Below are 20,381 nucleotides of genomic sequence, written 5' to 3' on the forward strand. Positions count from 1 at the left end.
TCGCAGCGTTCAAGCAGCATGACAATTCCCAACGTGGGGACCCCATGACCGACGTCACACCGGCTGCGATCGCGATGAATCGCTTCGGGCTCGGCGCCCGTGCGGGTGAAACGGCGCCCGCCGATCCGAAACAATGGCTCGCCGCACAGCTCACCGGCGCCACGTATCAGCCCGTGCCGCAGGCGCTTGCAAACCAGCCATCGAGCATTGAACTCGCCGCGGATTTCGCCGAGCGTCAGAGCGCGATCCGCGCGGCCGGCGCCGACGATAAAAAAGGCGTGCGCAAGGCCTACAACGACAAACTACGCGATACATATCGTGCCGCCGTCAATGCACGCTTCACGAGCGCGTTGCAGACGCAGGCGCCGTTTGTCGAACGACTGGTTGCGTTCTGGGCGAACCACTTTGCGGTATCGGTGGAGAAACCCGCCGTCGCAATGCTCGCCGGGTCATTCGAAACCGAGGCCATTCGTCCACATGTGCTTGGCCGCTTCGAGGACATGCTGGTTGCCGCCGAACGTCATCCGGCCATGCAGATTTTTCTCGATCAGGCGCGCTCCGTCGGTCCAGACAGTCCTGCTGCCGAGCGCGCCGCCGCGCGTCATCCGGAGAACAAGCCTGGCCTCAACGAGAACCTCGCGCGCGAAATCATGGAACTGCATACGCTCGGCGTGCGCAGCGGGTACGCACAGGACGATGTCACGGAATTCGCGCGGGCGCTGACAGGCTGGAGTATTGGCGGGATGGGCGGCGGTGCGCGCCGCAACGACGTCGCGCCCGGGCAGTTCGTATTTCGCGAGCCGCAGCACGAGCCGGGAACGCGCACGATCATGGGCCGCCAATACGATCAACCCGGCGAGCAACAGGCACTTGCCGTGCTGCGCGATCTGGCCGCGTCACCGGCGACGGCGCAGCATATTGCCGGAAAACTCGCACGGCATTTTGTCGCCGATAACCCGCCGCAATCTCTCGTCGAACGGCTGGCCGGCGTATTCAGCGCGACGAACGGAGATCTGCCGAGCGTGTACCAGGTGCTGATCGACTCGCCGGAAGCGTGGGCGCCCGTCGACGCCAAGTTCAAGACGCCATGGGACTGGACCGTTTCGTCGATGCGCGGTCTCGGTCATGACGATCCAGGCAACATGCAGATCGCGCCCTTGCTCACGCAACTCGGCCAGCCTGTGTGGCGCCCGGGTTCCCCCGCCGGTTACGACGATATCGCCGCGAGTTGGGCCGCCCCCGATGCGCTCGTGCGCCGCGTGGAAATAGCCCAGCGTCTTGCAGCGCGGGTGGGCGATACGCTCGACGCCCGCACGCTCGGCAACCAGTTGCTTGCGGGATCGCTGAGCGATGCTACGGCATCCGAACTATCTCGTGCCGAGAGCGCGCCGACCGCGCTTGCGCTTTTGCTTGTTTCCCCCGATTTTCAAAGGAGATGACACCATGATCACGCGTCGGAATTTCTTGTGGTGCGCCGGTGCGGGCGTGGGTGCAATGCTGGTGGGATCGCGCATGGCATTCGCATCGGTGGAATCGGACCGGCGTTTTGTATTCGTGATCCAGCGTGGCGCGGCCGACGGACTCAACATCGTCGTGCCTTATGCCGATCCCGCTTACGCGAAGTTGCGCGGCGCGCTTGCGATAGACCCGGCATCCGCCACGAAGCTCGACGGCACGTTCGCGCTGCATCCATCGCTGGTTGAAACCGCGAAGATGTACGCAGCGCAGCAGGCCTTGTTCGTGCATGCGGTTGCCTCGCCGTACAGGGACCGTTCGCACTTCGACGGGCAGAACGTGCTCGAAACCGGCGGGACCGCGCCGTACCAGATGAAGGACGGATGGCTGAACCGGCTGGTTTCCATGCTGCCGGCATCCAAAGCTAATGCCATTGCGCTCGCGCCTACCGTGCCGCTCGCACTGCGCGGGCATGCCGACGTGACGTCATATGCGCCTTCCGGACTCCCGCAAGCGCCCGACGATCTGCTAGTGCGTGTCACGCAACTCTATTCCGGCGATGCCCAGCTTCACGCGCTCTGGACTTCCGCTATGGACGCCCGCGGTCTCGCCGCCGATGCCGGTGCGCGTCAGGACCCGGCGAGCCTCGGCAAGCTTGCGGCGAGCTTCCTGGGCCGCGCCGACGGACCTCGCATTGCGATGATCGAAACCGGTGGATGGGACACGCACACGGCGCAGAATCAGCGGCTCGGCGCGCAACTCAAGGCGCTCGACACCATGATGGCGGCCATGCGCGACGGGCTTGGCGAGCATTGGGCGAACACGACCGTGCTGGTCGCCACTGAGTTCGGGCGCATGGCGGCGGCGAACGGCACGGGCGGGACTGACCACGGGACGGCATCGGCGGCGATGTTGCTGGGCGGCGCCGTGCAAGGCGGCCGCATTCTCGCGGACTGGCCGGGGCTCGCGCCTTCCGCGCTTTATCAAGGACGTGACGTTCGGCCAACGCTTGGACTCGATTCGTTGATTGCGGCCGCCGCCGGCGAGACGTTCGGCCTTGACCCCGCCCGGGTCCGGGCAACCCTGTTCAATCAAAAAGCTGCGAGCCCGATGTCAACGCGCTTACTTCGAACCTGACCTCTTCCAGTCATCTAAATCTTCCTAAGTTCTTAATGAACATTTAGGGCCGTGTCACGGGCGAAGCGTATCGCCGGCGACACGGTTTATTTTTTTATTGTCCCTTCATTTTTTGAAGTAATATTCGATCACGCTTGCCAGATTCACCCTGCCTACCTATTCCCGGAGTCACCATGTCTGCATCGAATTATGAGCAACACAACACCGCGCTCCTGATCGTCGATCCGTATAACGACTTCATGAGCGAGGGAGGCAAACTCTTCAACGCAATCAAGGAGACCGCCGACGCATCGCACATGTTCGATAACCTCCGCCGGATCATCCCCACGGTGCGTTCAGCGGGCATACAGGTTTTTATCGTTCCGCATCATCGGTCGCATCCGGGCGACTTCGATCATTGGCAGCACATCAACATGTTCCAGCAGGCGGGCCTTCCGACCAAAGCGTTCGAGGTGGGCAGCTGGGGTGGCGAGTTCAATCCCGAATTCGGCCCGCAACCAGGCGATGTAGTCGTCAAGGAACATTGGGCGCAAAGCGGCTTTGCAAACACCGATCTCGATCTGCAACTCAAGCAACATGGCATTCAGAAGATCATACTTGTTGGACTGATTGCGAACAGCTGCATTGAATCCACGGGTCGTTTCGGCATGGAGCTGGGCTATCATGTGACGCTCGTAAAGGACGCGACCGCCGCGTTCAGCCATGCCGGAATGGTCGCGGCTGAGACCAACGGCCCCATGTTCGCGCACGCGATTCTGACAACCGAAGAGTTATTGTCGAAGCTGCCGGCACACGTCGCGTGAGCTGATTTGTTGACTAACGGAGTGCATCGATGAGCTGGGACGAGGTTTGCGAAAGTGTCTGCCCGATCGCGCGATCGTTGAGCGTTGTAGGCGACCGGTGGACACTGCTCATTCTTCGTGAGCTGAGCATGGGCTCACGGCGCTTCGAGGAAATTCAGGCGCAAACGGGCATGTCGTCGTTCTTGTTATCGACTCGACTGAAGCGTCTTGAGAAAGATGGCGTCATAGAGCGGCGCCTTTACAACGAACGTCCGCCGCGTTACGAGTATCACACGACGGCCAAGGGCAAGGACCTCGATGAGGTTCTGCTCCTGCTTCGAGCGTGGCAGATGAAGTGGGATGATCCGCAGGGCAAGGAAGAGCCGGCGGTACATCTGGTGCATAAGCGCAGCAAGAAGGTTATTGATGCGTCGTGGCGGCCGTCGCCGGGCAGCAAGACCTTCTCTTTCGACGATACCCACGCGACCATCAGCCCCGCCTTCGCCGCAGAAAGAGAAGAACGGCGCGCGGCGTTTTTGGCGGCGACACGGCGTGGCGACTCATAGGTTGCCCTTGCGTTCATGTGACCTTCTGCTCGCGGAATCAAAGTTGTCCAGGCCGATCAATTTTATACAAGCGCGCCTCATCGCTTTTCACTAAGCTCACGCTTGGATCGGCAAATTCCGCCGCAGAAAGGACAGACTCGTGAACCAGCAAGCTGCATCGACACACAAGAAACCCGCGCTCGGCTTCTCGAGTGACAACATCGCAGGCGCGTCGCCAGAAGTCATCGAGGCCATGGTGGCCTGCAACGACGGCCAATCCGCGCCATACGGCGGCGATGCGCTCACCGCGCGCGTGGAACGCAAGCTTGCCGAGGTGTTCGAGCGCGACGTGGACGTGTTCCTCGTGCCCACCGGAACGACCGCCAATGCGTTGTGCCTCGCGGCCATGACGCCGCCTTGGGGCAGCGTCTTCTGCCATCCGTCGAGCCACGTCAACAACGACGAATGCGGCGCGCCCGAGTTCTATACGAACGGCGCAAAGCTCGTTTCCGTCGATGGACCATCGGCGAAGATCGATCCCGCGAAGCTGCGCCGGGCCGCGAACGTCAAGGTCGGCGATGTCCACGTGACGCAACCTTCGTGCGCCACCATCACGCAAGCCACGGAAGTCGGCAGCGTCTACAGCATCGACGAAATCCGCGAAATCGGCGAGTTGTGCCGCGCGTCGAACATTGGCTTGCACATGGATGGTTCGCGCTTCGCGAATGCCCTTGTATCGATCGATTGCACACCTGCTGAAATGACGTGGAAGGCGGGTGTCGATGCGCTCTCTTTCGGGGCGACGAAGAACGGTGTTCCGTGCGCCGAAGCCATCGTTTTATTCGATAAAAAGCTGGCCGCCGAAATGGGTTATCGACGCAAACGCGCCGGCCATCTGTTCTCCAAAATGCGCTTTCTTTCGGCGCAAATGGACGCGTATCTAACGAACGATTTGTGGCTACGCAACGCGCGCCAGGCGAACACTACTGCCAGGCGTCTTCAGGACGGCATCCGGCATTTGCAGGGCGTCGAGATATTCGGCGCGCCGCAAGCGAACATCCTTTTTTGCCGCTTGCCGGCAGCGGTTATCGAAGGGCTGTTGGCGGCGGGATTCGTGTTCTATCACGACAGATGGGAGCCGGGCGTGGTGCGCTTTGTGACGTCGTTTGCGACCACCACTGACGATGTCGATCACCTGATTGCCAATGTCGCACGCCTCGCAGCGCAATGAGTCGAAGCCGCTTCAATACCGCGATGGCGCCACGCCAAAGGCACGCCGGAACGCGCGATTGAAGTGGCTCTGATCATAGAAGCCGACGTCCTGTGCTACGTCGGCAATGCTTTGCGAAGTGCGATGCAAAATCGTTGCTGCCCGCTCCAGCCGCAAGCGCACCAGCCACGCATGCGGCGTCATGCCAACGGTTTGCTTGAACAGCTTGAGGAAATGAAAGCGCTCTAATCCACAGAGCGCGGCCAACTCGTCCAGCGAGATCTTTTGCGCCAGATGCGCGTGGCAATAATCCTTAATACGATTCCAGTCTTCAGCAGGCAATGTACCTTTGACAGACTGCAGCTCAACCACGCGCGACTGCGTAAACAAGCGTTCGAACAACGTCAACCATTCCGATTGCAACGCCAGCGGCGAAGCTTCAACGCTTGTCTGCATCGTGCTGTGCAATTTGATCAGACGCGCGGCAAGGCTCGCGTTTTCGAGCAGCACTCCGGCGAGCATCGGTTCAGCATTTGAGCCTGCGATTTCTGCAGTCACGGTGCCGAGAAGTTCGGGCGACAGCCGAAAAGTCTTGAGCGTGTAGGCGCCGTCGCCATCGCGAACCCCGTCGTGTATTTCGCCTGGCGGCATGAGCGAGATGCGTCCGGGCGCGAGGAATTCTGTATTGCCACGATGCCGCTGCCGTTGAACACCCTCGGTCACCATGCCCACGTGATAATCGAGGTGGTAATGACGATCGAAGCGAAAATCCGAAAATTGCGCCTCTCCGAGCACAAGGCCCGGGGTCGTGGCGCTGCGATGGTAGGCAACAAAATCAGGCATGTTTTGGCGGTTGCGCATGAGCTTCGAGAAGCAATTTTAGCGTTGATTCGCGCTCGTTAATGCATCGACTCTGGATCTCGCCAAGAACCGCTGTTTAGAGAATCTCCGTCCGGCGCGATATGATCGGGAAATGCGAGCGATGCTCGAATGCCATCGTTATCGATTTTTAAACGACAAATAAGCGCGCCAGTCATGCCCAGCCGGGCGGAAGCCAATTTCCGGCGGCGACTGGTGCATACGAGCAACTACAGGAACAACGGGTCACACGCTTTGGATATTTTCTATTACTGGAAGGATTATGCGTCGGATATCAAGGAAGGACGCATTGGAACGCTGGGTTCAAACGGCGACAAGCTGGAGGGAATGAAGGAACGTCTCCCCCGCAAGGTCTGGACGTTTCTGACCCCAAAGACAATGAAGGGCAAGCTCCAGCTGATCGGGTCGTTTTTGGTGACAGATACGAAGCCCGAGAACTTTGTACCCAAGTGGAAGCACAATCTTTTCTTCGATGCCGCGTCGCCAAAGTCGGTTCTTTATCCTGATTCGGGGTCGATCGAGCATATTGACGAAATAAGCGACTTCATCAACACGCGTTTTCACCCGGCGGTTCGCGCGCGATTCCAGGGCGACAAGGCTTTGCTCGAAATGGAAGCCGACGTGGTGCGCGCTCTGGAAAAACTCGTCCAGAACTACGAGACCATTCAGTTGATGGACGGCCTGAAGAAGTGATCGGCTGATCTCTTAAGACGCGGGGTAAGCACGTGCCGGCTGATCAATCAGATGATCCACTTTCCCCGCGCCAGCCGGTGCCGGCGAACGATGAGTCGTCAACGAGCGGCTTTCCGCACGCGTTGAGCGATGTCCACTTCCGGATGCTTGTGGACTCAGTGCAGGATTACGCGATCTTCATGCTCGATCCGCGCGGTCATGTCGCGAGCTGGAATCGCGGCGCGCAAAGCATCAAAGGCTACACCGCCGGCGAAATCGTGGGCCAGCACTTTTCCGTGTTCTATACGCCCGATGACATCGCGATCCGCAAGCCCGAGACCGAACTGGCGCATGCGGTGGCCGAGGATCGTATAGAGGACGAAGGCTGGCGCGTGCGAAAGGACGGCTCGCGTTTTTGGGCAAACGTCACGATTACCGCGATCCGCGCGCCCGATGGCGCGCTCCAAGGCTTCGCAAAGGTAACGCGCGACATGACCGACCGCTTGCGCCTCATGGAGCTGCAGCACGCGCGGGCCTTGTCCACTCATGTGCAAAACGCCCGCGAGGAAGAAAGGTCGCGGCTCGCGCGTGAGCTTCACGACGATCTTGGTCAGCAGCTGATCGCACTCAAGATGGATGTCGCCTCGCTGGATCACGCGTCATCGCGGAATGACAAAGACGTGCATCGCGTCGAAACGCGCACGCTGCTTTTGCAAGGCAAGATCGATACGATCATCGCATCGGCGCGCCGCTTGGCCGGCGGCTTGAGACCGCCGATGCTTGACGATCTGGGGCTGGAGGCTGCACTCGAATGGCTTGCAGAGGAGTTTCGCAGCCGCTTCAAACTCGTTGTGACAGTGAGCAACCAGGCGGGTGCGCTTGATCTGACGGCGTCGGCCGCGACCGCCGTTTTCCGGCTGGTGCAGGAAGCGCTGACCAATGTCACACGCCATGCCGAGGCCACGTGGGTTCGCATCGAAATACGCCAGACACCACAGTCGCTCCAGCTCCATATTGAAGACAACGGCCAAGGAACGGCGCTCGACGGCAACCGGAGCAAGGACAGCTTCGGGCTACTCGGCATGCAGGAACGCGTGCATGAACTAGAGGGACGAATTGGTTTTGAAAGCGCACCGGCCGATGGCTTTCGCATTCAGATCGAACTGCCTTTGGAGGTTGTCAGGCGCAGGACGCCATGAGGTCTCAGTCCTCCAGCGGCGCGAGAGCCTCCACCGGCATCTTCCGCTCGCCGCCTATGTCGACCTTCGGCACGAACAACAAGAAGCCCACCGAGAATATCGCGATCACGAAGATCGATATGAACGTCAAATGCAGCGAATCGTGCAGCACCTGACGTATTGCGTCGCCGCTGCCAATGCTCGCCGCCTGGTTCTGCAGCAACGCTTTCAACTGATCCGATGTCACCGCGGCCACGTCTTTCGAATGGCTCAGCCCGAAATTCAGAACCGCGCCGAACAACGTCGCGCCGAGCGTGCTCCCCAGGTTCCGCGAGAACAAATTCGATGCAGTCGCGCTGCCGCGCTGCGCGACATCCACGATCTCCTGGATCAGCATGAGCGAGCTGACACTGGACGTTCCCATGCCGAACCCCATGATCAGCGAGCCGAACGCGGCAATCAGCGGCGAACTTCCCGGCGCAAGCATCAGCAGCAACACCGCGCCGATCGGAATGAACGCGCTGCCGCCAATCAGGATGGGCCGCAATCCAAATCGATGCAGCGACTTCGCTGCAAAGGTGGCGCCCACGGGCCAACCGACCATCATCATGGTGAGGGCGAGGCCTGCGATCACCGGGGAACGATGCAGCACGCCCTGCACATACATCGGCAGGAAAGTAGTCGATCCCATCAGGATCATGCCGGACAGGACAGTCGCGCCGTTGCACGCGGCGATCGGCCGGCGGCTCCAGAGCGCAAATGAAATCATCGGCTCAGCCGCGCGTTTTTCCTGCATCAGGAAGAACAACAGGCAGACCACGAAGGCGCCGCCGGCCATGGATGCTTTCGCAATATCGTCATCGCCTGCATAGGTCAGCGCCATCATTAACGAAGCGATCGTGACCATGAAGAGCCCCGCACCCGCGAAGTCGATGGATGGTCGCGCATGCCTTTCGGACTCGCGCAGGAACATAATGAATCCCGCCGCCGACAACAATCCGATAGGCACGTTCATCCAGAAGATCCATGCCCATGAAAAATCGCGAATGATCAGACCGCCGACCATGGGTCCGACCACCGCCGAAATAGCCCAGACGCTTGCAAGATAGCCCTGCACCTTGCCGCGTTCGCGCGCCGGATAAAGATCCGCGACAATCGTCAGCGTGACCGGCTGGATCGCGCCTGCGCCCACGCCCTGAATTAGGCGGAACACGATCATGGCGGGCATGGACCACGCGAAACCCGCGAGCACCGACCCGATCAGAAAGATTGCAATGCCAATAAGCGCAATCGGCTTGCGGCCATAGAGATCGGCTAATTTGCCGAAGATGACGGTCATTGCGGTCTGCGTCAGCAGGAACGACGAGAAGACCCAGCTATACAAATGCAAGTCGCCGAGTTGCGCGACGATCTGCGGCATGGCGGTGGAAACAATGGTGGCTTCAATGGCGACCATTGCCATTGATGCCATCACCGATGCAATGACTAACGGACGCGACGTCTGCTGGTTGCGGGGCATGAAATTATTGTAATGGGGGACGTGGAGCCGGCGCGGGGTCGTTGCCGCCGCGACGCGTGAAACGGTCGCAGCAAGGCGGCCAGCCGTTAGTATGAACCCTGCAAAGGATATTCGCTCGACGGGAAACGCCGGGCAGGTCGTCCCGAATACACTACGGGCATACGACACTTTTTCATCCATCGATCATGAATTCATCGAACCAGGTTCAGGCGAGCGCATTACTTGGCGGGACGTGCCTGTGCGGTGCAGTCCGCTACGCGGTGAAGGACGAATTCGTTTATGCGTTGAATTGCCATTGCTCGAATTGCCGGCGTGCAACCGGTTCGGCTTTCAAGCCGTTTGCGGGCATCGAGCGTCATAAGCTCACGCTTACGCAAGGCGAGGACGCGCTGATGATTTACGGCGATCCACATGCCGCGCACGACGTCCATTGCAGCCATTGCGGCTCGCTGATGTATTCGGTCGTGCGTGAAGGCGCGTTCGCTCACGTCACCATGGGCACGCTTACGGATAGTCCGGGCATTCGTCCCACGGCGCATATTTTTGTCGGGTCCAAAGCGCCGTGGTACACCATCAACGACTCGTTGCCGCAATACGAAGAGTTCGATTGAAGCATCGGGCACAGAACTCCGACACTCCCTAAGCCCGAATCCTCTCCAACCCCGGCAACCACACACGCAACAGCGAATAGAGCCTGTCCAGATCAATCGGCTTCGCCAGATAATCCGTCATGCCGGCCGCGCGTGCCTGCTCCTGATCGTCCTTCATGGCCTTCGCCGTAATCGCGATGATCGGCAGAGTCTTGAAGCGGGCATCGGTGCGAATGCGGCGCGTGGCCTCGAGCCCGTCCATCGCCGGCATCATCACGTCCATCAGCACCAGATCGATATCCGGCACTTCGTTGAGCTTGTCGATGGCCTCAAAACCATTGCGTGCGATATCGACCGTCATGCCTTTATGCTCCAGCGCGCTGCTGAGCGAAAAGATATTCCGGATATCGTCATCGACAAGAAGAATGCGGCGCCCTTCAAACGCGCGATCACGGCCGCGCACGGTTTTCAGCATGGTTTGCCGCTCGGTAGACAGATCGGTCTCCACCTTGTGCAGGAACAGCGTGACTTCATCCAGCAAGCGCTCAGGCGACCGCGCGCCCTTGATGATGATCGAGCGCGAGTACTTGAGCAGATCAGCCTCTTCCGCGTGCGTCAGATTGCGTCCCGTGTAGACGATCACGGGCGGGAACGAATACATGTTCTCGCCCGACATGCGCTGAAGCAACTCGCCGCCCTGCATGTCGGGCAGTTTCAGGTCGATGATCATGCAGTCGAAAATGGTCGTGCGCAGCAACGCGAGCGCTTCTTCGCCGAACTCGACGGCGGTGATGTCGATGTCGTCATCGCCAATAAGCTGCACGATGCTCTCACGCTGGCGGGCATCGTCTTCGACCAGCAACACGCGCTTGACCTTCTGCGTGAACTTGTCCTCCAGCTTACGGAAGATGTCCTTGAGCTGGTCGCGCGTGGTCGGCTTGATTGCATATCCAATGGCGCCGAGATGCAGCGCGGCTTCGCCACTGTCGTTGGCCGAAACCACGTGCACGGGGATATGTCGCGTCTGCGGCCCGTCCTTCAGTTGCTGCAGGACCATGAGACCCGAACGGTCAGGCAAGCCGATATCGAGCAGGATGGCATCCGGCAAATGCTGCGCGACGAGTTGCATCGCCTCGGCCGCGGTCTGCGCAACCAGACAGCGATAACGCATTTCATGCGCGAGGTTGTACAGGATGCCCGCGAATTCCAGGTCGTCTTCAATCACCAGCACGGAGCGCGCGCCCGTCTTGGGGTCGTGCCGGTCGTCGTCATACGCGGCGATGGCTACGGAAGCGGCTTCCGGTAGCGGCGTCTGGATAATCTCGACGGGTGCGGGCGGCGGCGCCACGGCAAGCGCAACTTCCGCCGCTTCGCCGCTATCCGTCCAGCGGGCCGGCAAGATGAGTTCGAACGTGCTGCCGGCGCCCAGCGCGCTCGTCACGCGGATCGTGCCGCCGAGCAGCTTCGCGAGATCGCGCGAGATGGAAAGGCCGAGTCCCGTGCCGCCGTATCGGCGGCTTGTGGTGCCGTCGGCCTGACGGAAAGCTTCGAAGATCGTCTGCTGGTTTTCGGGCGCAATGCCGATACCCGAATCCTTCACCGCGAAGCGCACGCGCCCCCCGCTGGTGCTGCTCAATGTGAGCGAGATCGCGCCCGTATCGGTGAACTTCAACGCATTCGATATCAGGTTCTTCAAGATCTGTTCGAGCCGCCGCGAGTCGGTGAAAATGGACGGCGGCATGCCAGGTTCGATACCCACCGTGAACGCCAGACGCTTCTGCCCGGCAAGCGGTTCGAACGTCCTCAGCAACGACTCGGCCAGGCGTGACAACGAAACATCTTCCGGCGCGAGTTCGAGCTTGCCCGCCTCGACCTTGGAAATGTCGAGAATGTCGTTGATGAGATTGAGCAGGTCGTTGCCTGCCGAGTAGATGGTGTTCGCGAACTTCACCTGTTCATCGCTGAGATTGCCGTTGTGATTTTCGGACAGCAGCTTCGCGAGAATCAGTGAGCTGTTCAGCGGCGTGCGCAACTCGTGCGACATGTTCGCGAGGAACTCGGACTTGTAGCGGCTCGCGCGCTGTAAGTCTTCGGCGCGCGCCTCGAGTTCGGTCTGCGCCTTGTTGAGTGCCTCGTTTTTTTCATCGAGCGTCAACGCCTGGAACGTGAGCTGCTCATTGATGGTTTCGAGTTCGGCCTTTTGATTGTTGAGGTTGGATTGCGACTCCTCGAGCGCGGCAGTCTGCTCTTCGAGTTCCTCGTTCGCTGACCGCAGTTCCTCTTGCTGGACCTGCAACTCTTCATTCAATTGCTGCGTTTCCGCCAGCACGTCCTGCAAGCGTTCACGATACAAGGCCGCTTCCACCGACGCCCCCACGCTCGCCGATATCAGCCTCAGGAAATCGAGTTCCCGAGCCGATGCCGGCTGCATCAAGCCAAGTTCGATCACGCCATTCACGGCGCCGTCGTTGTCGATGGGCGTCATCACCACGCTCTTCGGCGGGCTTGTTCCGAGACCCGAGGTGACCTTCAGATAGTTGTCGGGCACGTCGTCGAGCTCGATCAGGCGACGGCTTTCCGCCACTTGCCCAACGAGTGTCTCCGCGTTCTCGAAGGATTGTTCGCGCTCCTCGTTCTCGCGGCTGAAGCCATAAGCGGCGACGCGGCGCAGTTTGCCGCTGTCATCGCGCACATAAAGCGCCGCGACCACCACGCCTAGATATTGCGAAAGGAAGTCGAGCATCGCCCGGCCGAGGCGCGGCAATGTCTGCTGCCCGACAAGGCTCTCTGCAAGCTGGCTCTGCCCGGTTCGCAGCCACGCCTGCTGATGCAGGACCTCATTGTGTTCGGCCTGGGCCTGCAGCGCGTTGTCGTAGGTTTCGGACAACTTCATCAGCTCACGGCGTCCGAACACGGCAAGCATCGCGCTCAGCGAAAGACTGATCACGAGAAAAATGGCGACGGCCGTGATCGTGACCTGCCTGGCCGTCGCGGCGCGCTCCCAGCGCAGGTTCAGCTCCACGTCCATGAAGTCCTTGAACTCGCGGCGAGTCTCGTCAAACTCGAGCTTGCCGCGCCCCGTGCGCAGGATCCCCACGACATCCTGATTCGCTCGCCGCATTGCAATGGTTTGTTCCGCAAAGCGATCCCATTGCGCTTGCAACGCTTCAATGCGCTTCAGGCGTTCGACTTGTGGCGGGTTGTCACCGACAAGCTCCATCAACGTCGTAAGCTTCGCGTTGAAGCTCGCCTTGCCGAGCTGGTACGGCGCGAGAAAACTGTCGTCGCCGGTGAGCAGATAACCGCGCTGGCCGGATTCGCGATCGACCGCGAGCTTGACGAGGTCGTTGCCGTCGCCAATCACGCGCTCGGAATGCTCGAGCCAGTTCATGGCCGAGAGCAGATAGAAAAGCAGCGCCACGAACACGGCCGCCGTGGCGATTCCCGCGCCCAGAGGCAAGGCGATATTGCGTCGAATGATGCGGCGAAAGCTGTTCTGATCAACAGCGCCGTGATCGGGCATTGCGTTATCCCTGTTATTGAATTGAGCGCATCGAGCGCGTGGTTCCAGCCCGTAAATTGAGTCCGCGGCGGCCTCCCAGATCGGGACTGCCGCGTGCGCTGGCGCAGATCATACATTTTCTCCGCCCTGCTGTCGGCGATGAAAAGCATTACGCCTTTCAGCCAAATTTCATTCGGGGCCAGCACCAGGAAATCGGCAATTTTTGGTGACCGGGTCGAGATTACCCCGGTAAATATTTCCCGATCAGCATTGCTCTTTTCCACCCGAAACCCGGCACTTTCTTGTATTCGAAACCTGCATGCAGGAGCGCGCGTTTGACGTCGCCGGCACTCGTATATGTTGAGAACGTTGCGCCTTCGTTCGCCAGCGCGCCAAGCGACTCGAACACCGAAGGCGTCCAGAGTTCCGGGTTTTTGGCGGGCGCAAACCCGTCGAGGTAAAAAGCATCGGCGCGAAGATCCAGCGCGGGCAGGATGGTGACTGCGTCGCCGAAGATCAGCGTCAGGGTGACCTGGCCGTTATCGAAGGCGAGCGTGTGCGTGCCGGGCGTGAGCGCGGGCCAGGCGTCGGCGAGCGTATGCGCAAGCACTGCGACCGGCGCGTCGTCGATGGTCGCAGCGTGCGTGAGACGCAGGTCGCTGGCCGCGAACGGATGTTTTTCTATCGATACAAAATGCAGATGGCCGCCACGCGATGAATCCGCGCGCCATGCGGCCCACGTCGAGAGGAAGTTGATGCCCATGCCGAAGCCGGTTTCGAGCACGGTGAAAACCGGGCGTCCCTGCCATCGAGCGGGAAGGCTGTTGCCTTGCAAGAACACGTATTGCGCCTGGGCGACGCTGCCTACGACGCTGTGATAGATATCGCCGTATATCGGCGAATAAGGCGAGCCGTTCGGGCGGAATGCAACGGTTGCAGGGATCAGCAGTTCGGACATGGATGATTGTTGATGAATGTTCAAGGCAGCATCGATCTTACGATCCGTGCAAGCTTTTCCACGGCGGCATCAGCCTCGTTCACGGGCACGCTTGCGTAACCGAGCACGAGGCCGTTATACGCTGCGATGTTTGTATCGGCGAGGCAGAATTCACTGACCGGCACCGCCCACAAGCCTTCCGAACGTGCCGCGCTGCAGACGTCCACATCGCGCAAAGGCGCGTTCAGCCGCGCGGTCAGATGCATTCCACCTGCCCCGCCGGACACCGTCAGCAACTCGCCAAAATGCTGTTCGAGCGCGACTTGCAACGCAACACGCCTGCGCGAATACAACCCGCGCATGCGTCGCAAATGTCGTGTGTACGCGCCGCTTCGCATGAAGTCCGCGAGCGCGAGTTGATCGGCGGCGCGGCCTTGCCGCGATATTTCGCCGAGCGTGCGCGCGAACTCGCGTGAGAGGCCGGGCGGCACGACCATGAAGCCGATACGCAACGCGGGAAACATGGTCTTGCTGAATGTGCCGAGATAGATCACGGGGGTATCGCCGGCGAGTCCCTGCATGGCCGCGAACGGCGAACCGGTATGACGGAACTCGCTGTCGTAATCGTCCTCGATCACCCATGCACCGTGCGCGCGAGCCTCCTCGATGATCTGCATGCGCCGCGCGATACTCAACACGCTCCCAAGCGGATACTGATGCGACGGCGTCACGTAGATCAGTCTGGGCGGCGACTGCGTCCAGTGTGAACGCGCAGGCGCGATGCCGTCGGCGTCCACCGGTATGGAAACAAGCGATAGATTGGCCCCTTTGAACGCCGCCCGCGCGCCGGCATAGCCGGGATCTTCCACCCACACGCGGTCCCCGGCATCCGCCAGGATTCGCGCGCACAGGTCGAGGCTCGTTTGCGTGCCATCGGTGATGAAGACCTGATCGATGTCGCAACGCACGCCCCGCGATACCTTGAGGTAATCGACGAGCGCCTGGCGAAGCTCCGGCACACCGGCGCTGTTTGCGTAGCCCAGGTCGGTTGCTTCGAGCTTTCGCCATGCACGCGCAATGGCCGCACGCCATTGTGTCATCGGGAATTCATCGAGGGCCGGCAAGCCTGGACGAAACGACACCGCGATGGGATGCGTCGGCTGCTCGCGCCTCAATCCATCAATACGCCGCGAAAGTTGCGCTGATTGCGGCCTTCTCTCAACAGGTTTCGACTTCGTCTGAGCACCGACGGAAGCCACGATTGATCCTCGCCGGCTGACGTGCAGGAATCCCTCCTCGGCAAGTTGCTCGTAAGCGAACATGGCCGAGTTGCGCGCAATGCGAAGCTCGTTCGCAAGCACGCGTGTTGCGGGCAAGCGCGTTGCGGCGGGAAGCAGACCCTCAAGAATCGCGTCGCGCAATGCTTCATACAGCATGCGTTGCTGTGTAATCTTCCTGCCATTCAGGCGGTTTGCAAACGACGAAAAGAGTAAAGCGAGGTCCATGCGGCGAGAAAGCGTTCGAAGGTGTGGCTCTAAATAAATCGAGGTTATTGGGTCTATCATTGGCGCCATCGCCATTTTATTCTTATACCAGAAGCAGGAACCGCACAGACGCACGTTTCAACCATCCACCTCGACGGAGAATCGATTGAACACGTTTCAGAATGAATTTGCACAGCCCATTGGCGCGCCGCTCGCCAGCTGGAAGGGCGCCACGCCGCCGTCACGCATCACGCTCGAAGGCCGCTATTGCCGCCTGATTCCGGCCAATCCCCACACGCATCTCGATGATCTCGCCGAGGCTTACGACACAGCCGCCGACGGCCGCGACTGGACGTATCTTGCAACGGGACCGTTCAGCAGCCGTGAGGCTTATCGAGCGCATCTGGAAAAGCTTGCTTCGACTTCGGACCCATTGCACTTTGCAGTTGCCGATACCGCCAGCGGCAAGGCACTCGGCACGCTCGCGCTGATGCGCATCGACCCGGCGAACGGCGTGATCGAAGTCGGGTTTATTGCGTTCTCGCCGCTCCTGAAAAAGACGCGCATCGCGACGGAAGCCATCTTCCTGCTGATGCGCCATGTCTTCGATGACCTCGGCTACCGGCGTTTCGAGTGGAAATGCGACTCGCTCAACGCGCCGTCGCGCGCTGCCGCCAAGCGCTTCGGCTTCACGTTTGAGGGCATCTTCCGGCAAGCCATCGTGTACCGGTCACGCAACCGCGACACCGCGTGGTTTTCGATCATCGATCCGGAATGGCCGGCGCTCAAATCTCAATACGAACGCTGGCTCGATCCAAAAAATTTCGACGCCGACGGCAAGCAAATCGAACGCCTTTCCACCGCTGCAGAGCAATAAATGACCGATTCCGTTCACATTCGAGCGGTCGAACAGACCGACTACGCCGCATGGAAGCCGCTATGGGACGGCTACAACGCGTTCTACGGACGTGCAAAAGAGACCGCGTTGCCTCAGGAAATAACCGACGCGACCTGGGCGCGATTTTTCGATGCCAACGAGCCTGTGCATGCCCTGGTCGCGGAACGGGACGGCAAGCTGATTGGCCTCGTGCATTTCATTTATCACCGCAGCACGACCTTGCTTGGTCCGATTTGCTATCTGCAGGATTTGTTTACTGCCGAAGCCGCGCGAGGACGCGGCGTGGGCCGCAAGCTGATCAACGGGGTCTATGCAAGCGCGAAGAGCGCTGGGTCGGAGCGCGTGTATTGGCATACCCATGAGACCAACGCCACGGCCATGAAGCTCTATGACAAGGTCGCGGACAAGCCCGGCTTCGTGATGTACCGGCAAGCTGTTTGAACGGTTCAGAGCATGCGATGCTTCTCTCCGGCATCGCACGCCCGCTAACGCATCAAGACAAGTGATGCACTTCCTGCAAGCCATACACCGGCGTTTCGATGCCTTCCATGCGCGCCTTCAATTGCAGCGATAGATACTGCGAGTAATGCCGCGACTGATGCAGGTTGCCACCATGAAACCACAACGCCTGCTGCTGCGTAGGTTTCCACATGTTGCGCTGCTCGCCCTCCCACGGCCCCGGGTCCTTGGTCGTATTCGAACCCAGACCCCACACCTTGCCGACCTTATCCGCCACCTCTCGCGAGATCAGGTCCGCGGCCCAGCCGTTCATCGAACCATAGCCGGTTGCATAGACAACGAGATCAGCCGGAAGCTCGCTGCCGTCGCTCAGCACGACCGAATGCTCCTTCAGTTCGACCACGTCCACGCCGCTCTTCAACTTGATCTTGCCGTCCGCAACGAGATCCGACGCGCCAACGTCGATGTAATAACCCGATCCACGCCGCAGATATTTCATGAAGAGGCCCGATCCGTCATCGCCGAAATCGAGCATGAAGCCTCTTTTCTCGAGGCGATCGTAGAACTCGGCATCGCGTTTCTTGATGGCGTCGTAGACCGGTATCTGGAACTCATGCAAGATCTTGTACGGAACCGATGCAAACGTCAGGTCGGCTTTTATCGTCGTCATGCCCGATGCCACCGCGCGCTCCGAGTAGAGGTCGCCGAGCGCGAGATCCATCAGCGAGTCGGACCTCACAATATGCGTGGACGAACGCTGCACCATGGTCACGTCAACGCCGGCTTCCCACAACGCCGCGCAGATATCGTGCGATGAATTGTTCGCGCCGATCACAACGACCTTCTTCCCTTTGTACGCGTCGGGTCCGGGATGTTGCGACGAATGATGCTGTTCACCCTTGAACACATCCATGCCCTTGAACTTCGGCACATTCGCTTTTCCCGACATGCCCGTGGCAAGCACGAGTTGCTTTGGCCGCAGCGTCACCGACTCGCCGTTACGTTCGACTTCCACGATCCACTCGCCCGCGGCCTCGTCGTAGCGCGCGGATGTGCATGTCGTCGAGCCCCAGTAGTTCAGCTCCATTACTTTCGTGTACATCTCAAGCCAGTCGCCGACCTTGTCCTTCGGCGAAAACACAGGCCAGTTATCGGGGAACGGCAAGTACGGCATGTGGTCGTACCAGACCGGATCGTGCAGGCACAGCGTCTTGTATCGCGCACGCCAGGCATCGCCAGGCTTCTCGTTCCTGTCCACGATGATGGTCGGCACGCCCAGTTGGCGCATCCGCGCGCCAAGCGCAATACCGCCTTGCCCGCCCCCGACGATCAGGCAATACGGCTGCTTTTCGTAACCCAGCGTCTCCTGTTCGGCCGCGCGTTTTTCCGTCCAGCTCGTACGATCGGTGCGCGCGCCGTGCTCGGCGCCCATCGGACGCCTCTGGCCCTTGGGTTCCTCATGTCCCTTGAGTTCGGTCATGGTGGTGAGCAGCGTCCAGATCAATCCGTCTTTCACGCGGATAAAACCCGTCCCGCGAGCGACGCCCGTTTCAAACGTGATCCACGATTGCGTCACGCCATCGGCTTCTGTCGCCGTTTCGTTATCGGCGATCTTGAGCTTCGACGGCTTGACTGCGTTCAGTTGTGCGTCGAGCATCGCAGCGATCTGCTCGCGCCCTTCCATTGTCTTGATGTTCCAGGTGAACGCGACGAGATCGCGCCAGTAGCCGTCGGGCTGGAACAGGGCCGCGGCGGCTGTCGAGTCATTACTTCTCAGCGCGGCTTCGAAAGACTCCAGCAGTTGGGAGATCATCTGGTTCGGATTACTGTCAGGCATGGTCGCTCCTCCATTAGATACGGATCACTAAACATTGGTTGAATTACGCGGGTTCTTTGCCCGCTGGAAAAAATGCTGCTTACGCTAACGCCTGTGGGGCGCAACGATTCCGAACTTTGCGATACGTCTGTAAAGCGTCGCGCGCGAGACGCCCAGCGTTTGTGCGGCCAGAGCCGGGCGCCACTTGGCATCGGTCATTGCCGCCACGATGCAGTTGCGCTCAAGCGCTTCATCCTCCGATAGCGATAACTGCGGCGCTTCCTTCGTCTGCAGCTTCGGTGTGCTTCTCGTCGCGCGTGCAATCGGCGGCCGCACGCGCGCATGCAACGGCGCGCCGGAGCCGAGCAGCCGGAATGAAATGAGGTTGCGGCCGGGGCGTGCGTCGAGCAAGCGTTCTGCGCGGATATCGAAGAGTTCGCTGACGTGGCGCGGCAACGCGTCCAGTCCCGGCACGCATTCCTTCGCGCGCCGGTTTGCGGCGATTGCAAAACCGCGTGCATCGAATGCGATAAGAATTTCCGGCTGCGCCTCAACGTAGTGGCGGCTGCGATGCGCGAGCAACACCCAGCAATGCATGGTCTCGTTGAGGAAGAAACCATCCTCGATCAATAACGCGCTTTGACGCACGATATGGTTCACGAGCCGCTGGCTTTCGCGCTCTTCCGGCGAACGCACGGCAGATGCATCCAGTACGCCGATCAACTCGCCGTGCACACCAAATATAGGTGACGCGCTGCATGTGAGCGCGGTGAACGCCGCGCGAAAGTGATCGGTCTTGTGCACGGTGATGGGTTCGGCATCGAGCAGCACCGACGCGACGCCGCACGTGCCTTCCTCGCGTTCGGACCAGCATGAGCCAAGATACAAACCTGCACGCTTGAATTCGTGGCGCCGGTCGCGATCGACCCGGTAGTCGATGGTCACGCCCTGGGCATCGGTCAGCATCACGCAGTAATCCGCCTCGCGCACGGTCTCGTGCAAGCGCGACAAACACTGACCCGAGGCGCGCAATACCGTTTCCTCGCGCTGCTGGACGTAACGCAATTCGGGCACCGTCAGAATCCGCGGACCAATGGTCGCGCCGGGATCAAGATGATATTGCTCCAGCGATCTTCTGTACGACGACGCCAGCCTGATCGAATCAGCACCTGCGCCTGCATTCAGCACGCGCCCTTCAATCACGCTGCGCACGCGGTCGATGTGTCTGGTCGGCGATACATACGGCATGAAAGATCTCCGGCGGATTCGGCTGTGCTCGAAGGTTCACTGAATATCAACGCATGACGACGTTTTAACA

16 protein-coding genes and 1 pseudogene are annotated in these 20,381 nt (G+C 60.1%); 10 read left to right on the forward strand and 7 right to left on the reverse strand.

Annotated features, from left to right (window positions below; all coding sequences use genetic code 11):
- Positions 1-44: 44 nt before the first annotated feature.
- From HB633_RS04810 to HB633_RS04830, 5 genes are all read left to right on the forward strand, one after another.
- The gene (locus HB633_RS04810; protein ID WP_213776921.1) at positions 45-1,439 is read left to right on the forward strand and encodes a DUF1800 domain-containing protein; all 1,395 of its coding nucleotides are present in this window, start codon (positions 45-47) and stop codon (positions 1,437-1,439) included.
- 4 nt (positions 1,440-1,443) lie between these two features.
- Entirely contained in the window at positions 1,444-2,592 is a 1,149-nt protein-coding gene (locus HB633_RS04815; RefSeq protein WP_213776923.1) for a DUF1501 domain-containing protein, read from the forward strand.
- Between the two features lie 173 nt (positions 2,593-2,765).
- Complete coding sequence (locus HB633_RS04820) at positions 2,766-3,395, forward strand: cysteine hydrolase (RefSeq protein ID WP_213776924.1); 630 nt, start codon at positions 2,766-2,768, stop codon at positions 3,393-3,395.
- Between the two features lie 29 nt (positions 3,396-3,424).
- Positions 3,425-3,940 (forward strand): helix-turn-helix domain-containing protein, encoded by a 516-nt coding sequence (locus HB633_RS04825; protein WP_213776925.1) that lies wholly within the window; start codon positions 3,425-3,427, stop codon positions 3,938-3,940.
- 139 nt (positions 3,941-4,079) lie between these two features.
- Positions 4,080-5,150 (forward strand): beta-eliminating lyase-related protein, encoded by a 1,071-nt coding sequence (locus HB633_RS04830; protein WP_213776926.1) that lies wholly within the window; start codon positions 4,080-4,082, stop codon positions 5,148-5,150.
- Positions 5,151-5,162: 12 nt separating this feature from the next.
- Here HB633_RS04830 and HB633_RS04835 read toward each other — a convergent pair whose 3' ends face one another.
- Entirely contained in the window at positions 5,163-5,972 is an 810-nt protein-coding gene (locus HB633_RS04835; RefSeq protein ID WP_213776927.1) for an AraC family transcriptional regulator, read from the reverse strand.
- Positions 5,973-6,164: 192 nt separating this feature from the next.
- Here HB633_RS04835 and HB633_RS04840 point away from each other — a divergent pair, with 192 nt between their 5' ends.
- Together HB633_RS04840 and HB633_RS04845 are read left to right on the forward strand one after the other, a co-directional pair.
- The gene (locus HB633_RS04840; RefSeq protein WP_255580752.1) at positions 6,165-6,701 is read left to right on the forward strand and encodes a hypothetical protein; all 537 of its coding nucleotides are present in this window, start codon (positions 6,165-6,167) and stop codon (positions 6,699-6,701) included.
- Between the two features lie 32 nt (positions 6,702-6,733).
- A complete protein-coding gene (locus tag HB633_RS04845) occupies positions 6,734-7,879 on the forward strand; it encodes a sensor histidine kinase (protein ID WP_346730263.1) in 1,146 nt (381 codons plus the stop codon).
- Between the two features lie 4 nt (positions 7,880-7,883).
- Here HB633_RS04845 and HB633_RS04850 read toward each other — a convergent pair whose 3' ends face one another.
- On the reverse strand, positions 7,884-9,377 hold the full coding sequence (locus HB633_RS04850) for an MDR family MFS transporter (RefSeq protein ID WP_213776928.1): 1,494 nt from the start codon (positions 9,375-9,377) through the stop codon (positions 7,884-7,886).
- Positions 9,378-9,562: 185 nt separating this feature from the next.
- Between HB633_RS04850 and HB633_RS04855 the strand changes: the two genes are divergently transcribed.
- Positions 9,563-9,988, forward strand: a complete 426-nt coding sequence (locus HB633_RS04855) for a GFA family protein (protein WP_213776929.1) — start codon at positions 9,563-9,565, stop codon at positions 9,986-9,988.
- A 28-nt stretch (positions 9,989-10,016) separates the two neighbouring features.
- Here HB633_RS04855 and HB633_RS04860 read toward each other — a convergent pair whose 3' ends face one another.
- The 3 genes and pseudogenes from HB633_RS04860 to HB633_RS04870 form a co-directional block, all read right to left on the reverse strand.
- Positions 10,017-13,490: a response regulator gene (locus tag HB633_RS04860; protein ID WP_213776930.1), complete on the reverse strand. Its 3,474-nt coding sequence runs from the start codon at positions 13,488-13,490 to the stop codon at positions 10,017-10,019.
- A gap of 226 nt (positions 13,491-13,716) precedes the next feature.
- Positions 13,717-14,427 (reverse strand): annotated as a pseudogene (gene mnmD / locus HB633_RS04865) (tRNA (5-methylaminomethyl-2-thiouridine)(34)-methyltransferase MnmD); the annotation flags it as partial.
- A 20-nt stretch (positions 14,428-14,447) separates the two neighbouring features.
- Positions 14,448-15,911 (reverse strand): PLP-dependent aminotransferase family protein, encoded by a 1,464-nt coding sequence (locus HB633_RS04870; protein WP_213776934.1) that lies wholly within the window; start codon positions 15,909-15,911, stop codon positions 14,448-14,450.
- A gap of 145 nt (positions 15,912-16,056) precedes the next feature.
- Here HB633_RS04870 and HB633_RS04875 point away from each other — a divergent pair, with 145 nt between their 5' ends.
- Together HB633_RS04875 and HB633_RS04880 are read left to right on the forward strand one after the other, a co-directional pair.
- A complete protein-coding gene (locus HB633_RS04875) occupies positions 16,057-16,767 on the forward strand; it encodes a GNAT family protein (RefSeq protein ID WP_213776936.1) in 711 nt (236 codons plus the stop codon).
- Positions 16,768-17,229, forward strand: a complete 462-nt coding sequence (locus HB633_RS04880) for a GNAT family N-acetyltransferase (protein WP_213776937.1) — start codon at positions 16,768-16,770, stop codon at positions 17,227-17,229. It begins immediately after the preceding gene.
- 52 nt (positions 17,230-17,281) lie between these two features.
- On the opposite strand, the gene HB633_RS04885 is transcribed toward HB633_RS04880, so the two are convergent.
- Together HB633_RS04885 and HB633_RS04890 are read right to left on the reverse strand one after the other, a co-directional pair.
- Positions 17,282-19,084: an NAD(P)/FAD-dependent oxidoreductase gene (locus tag HB633_RS04885; RefSeq protein ID WP_213776939.1), complete on the reverse strand. Its 1,803-nt coding sequence runs from the start codon at positions 19,082-19,084 to the stop codon at positions 17,282-17,284.
- Between the two features lie 84 nt (positions 19,085-19,168).
- Positions 19,169-20,311 carry a helix-turn-helix domain-containing protein gene (locus tag HB633_RS04890; RefSeq protein WP_213776941.1) on the reverse strand — a complete coding sequence of 381 codons (1,143 nt, stop codon included), beginning with the start codon at positions 20,309-20,311 and terminating at the stop codon, positions 19,169-19,171.
- Positions 20,312-20,381 lie beyond the last annotated feature (70 nt).

Origin of the sequence: Caballeronia sp. dw_276, from assembly GCF_018449635.1 — a bacterium.
Lineage (GTDB): Bacteria > Pseudomonadota > Gammaproteobacteria > Burkholderiales > Burkholderiaceae > Caballeronia.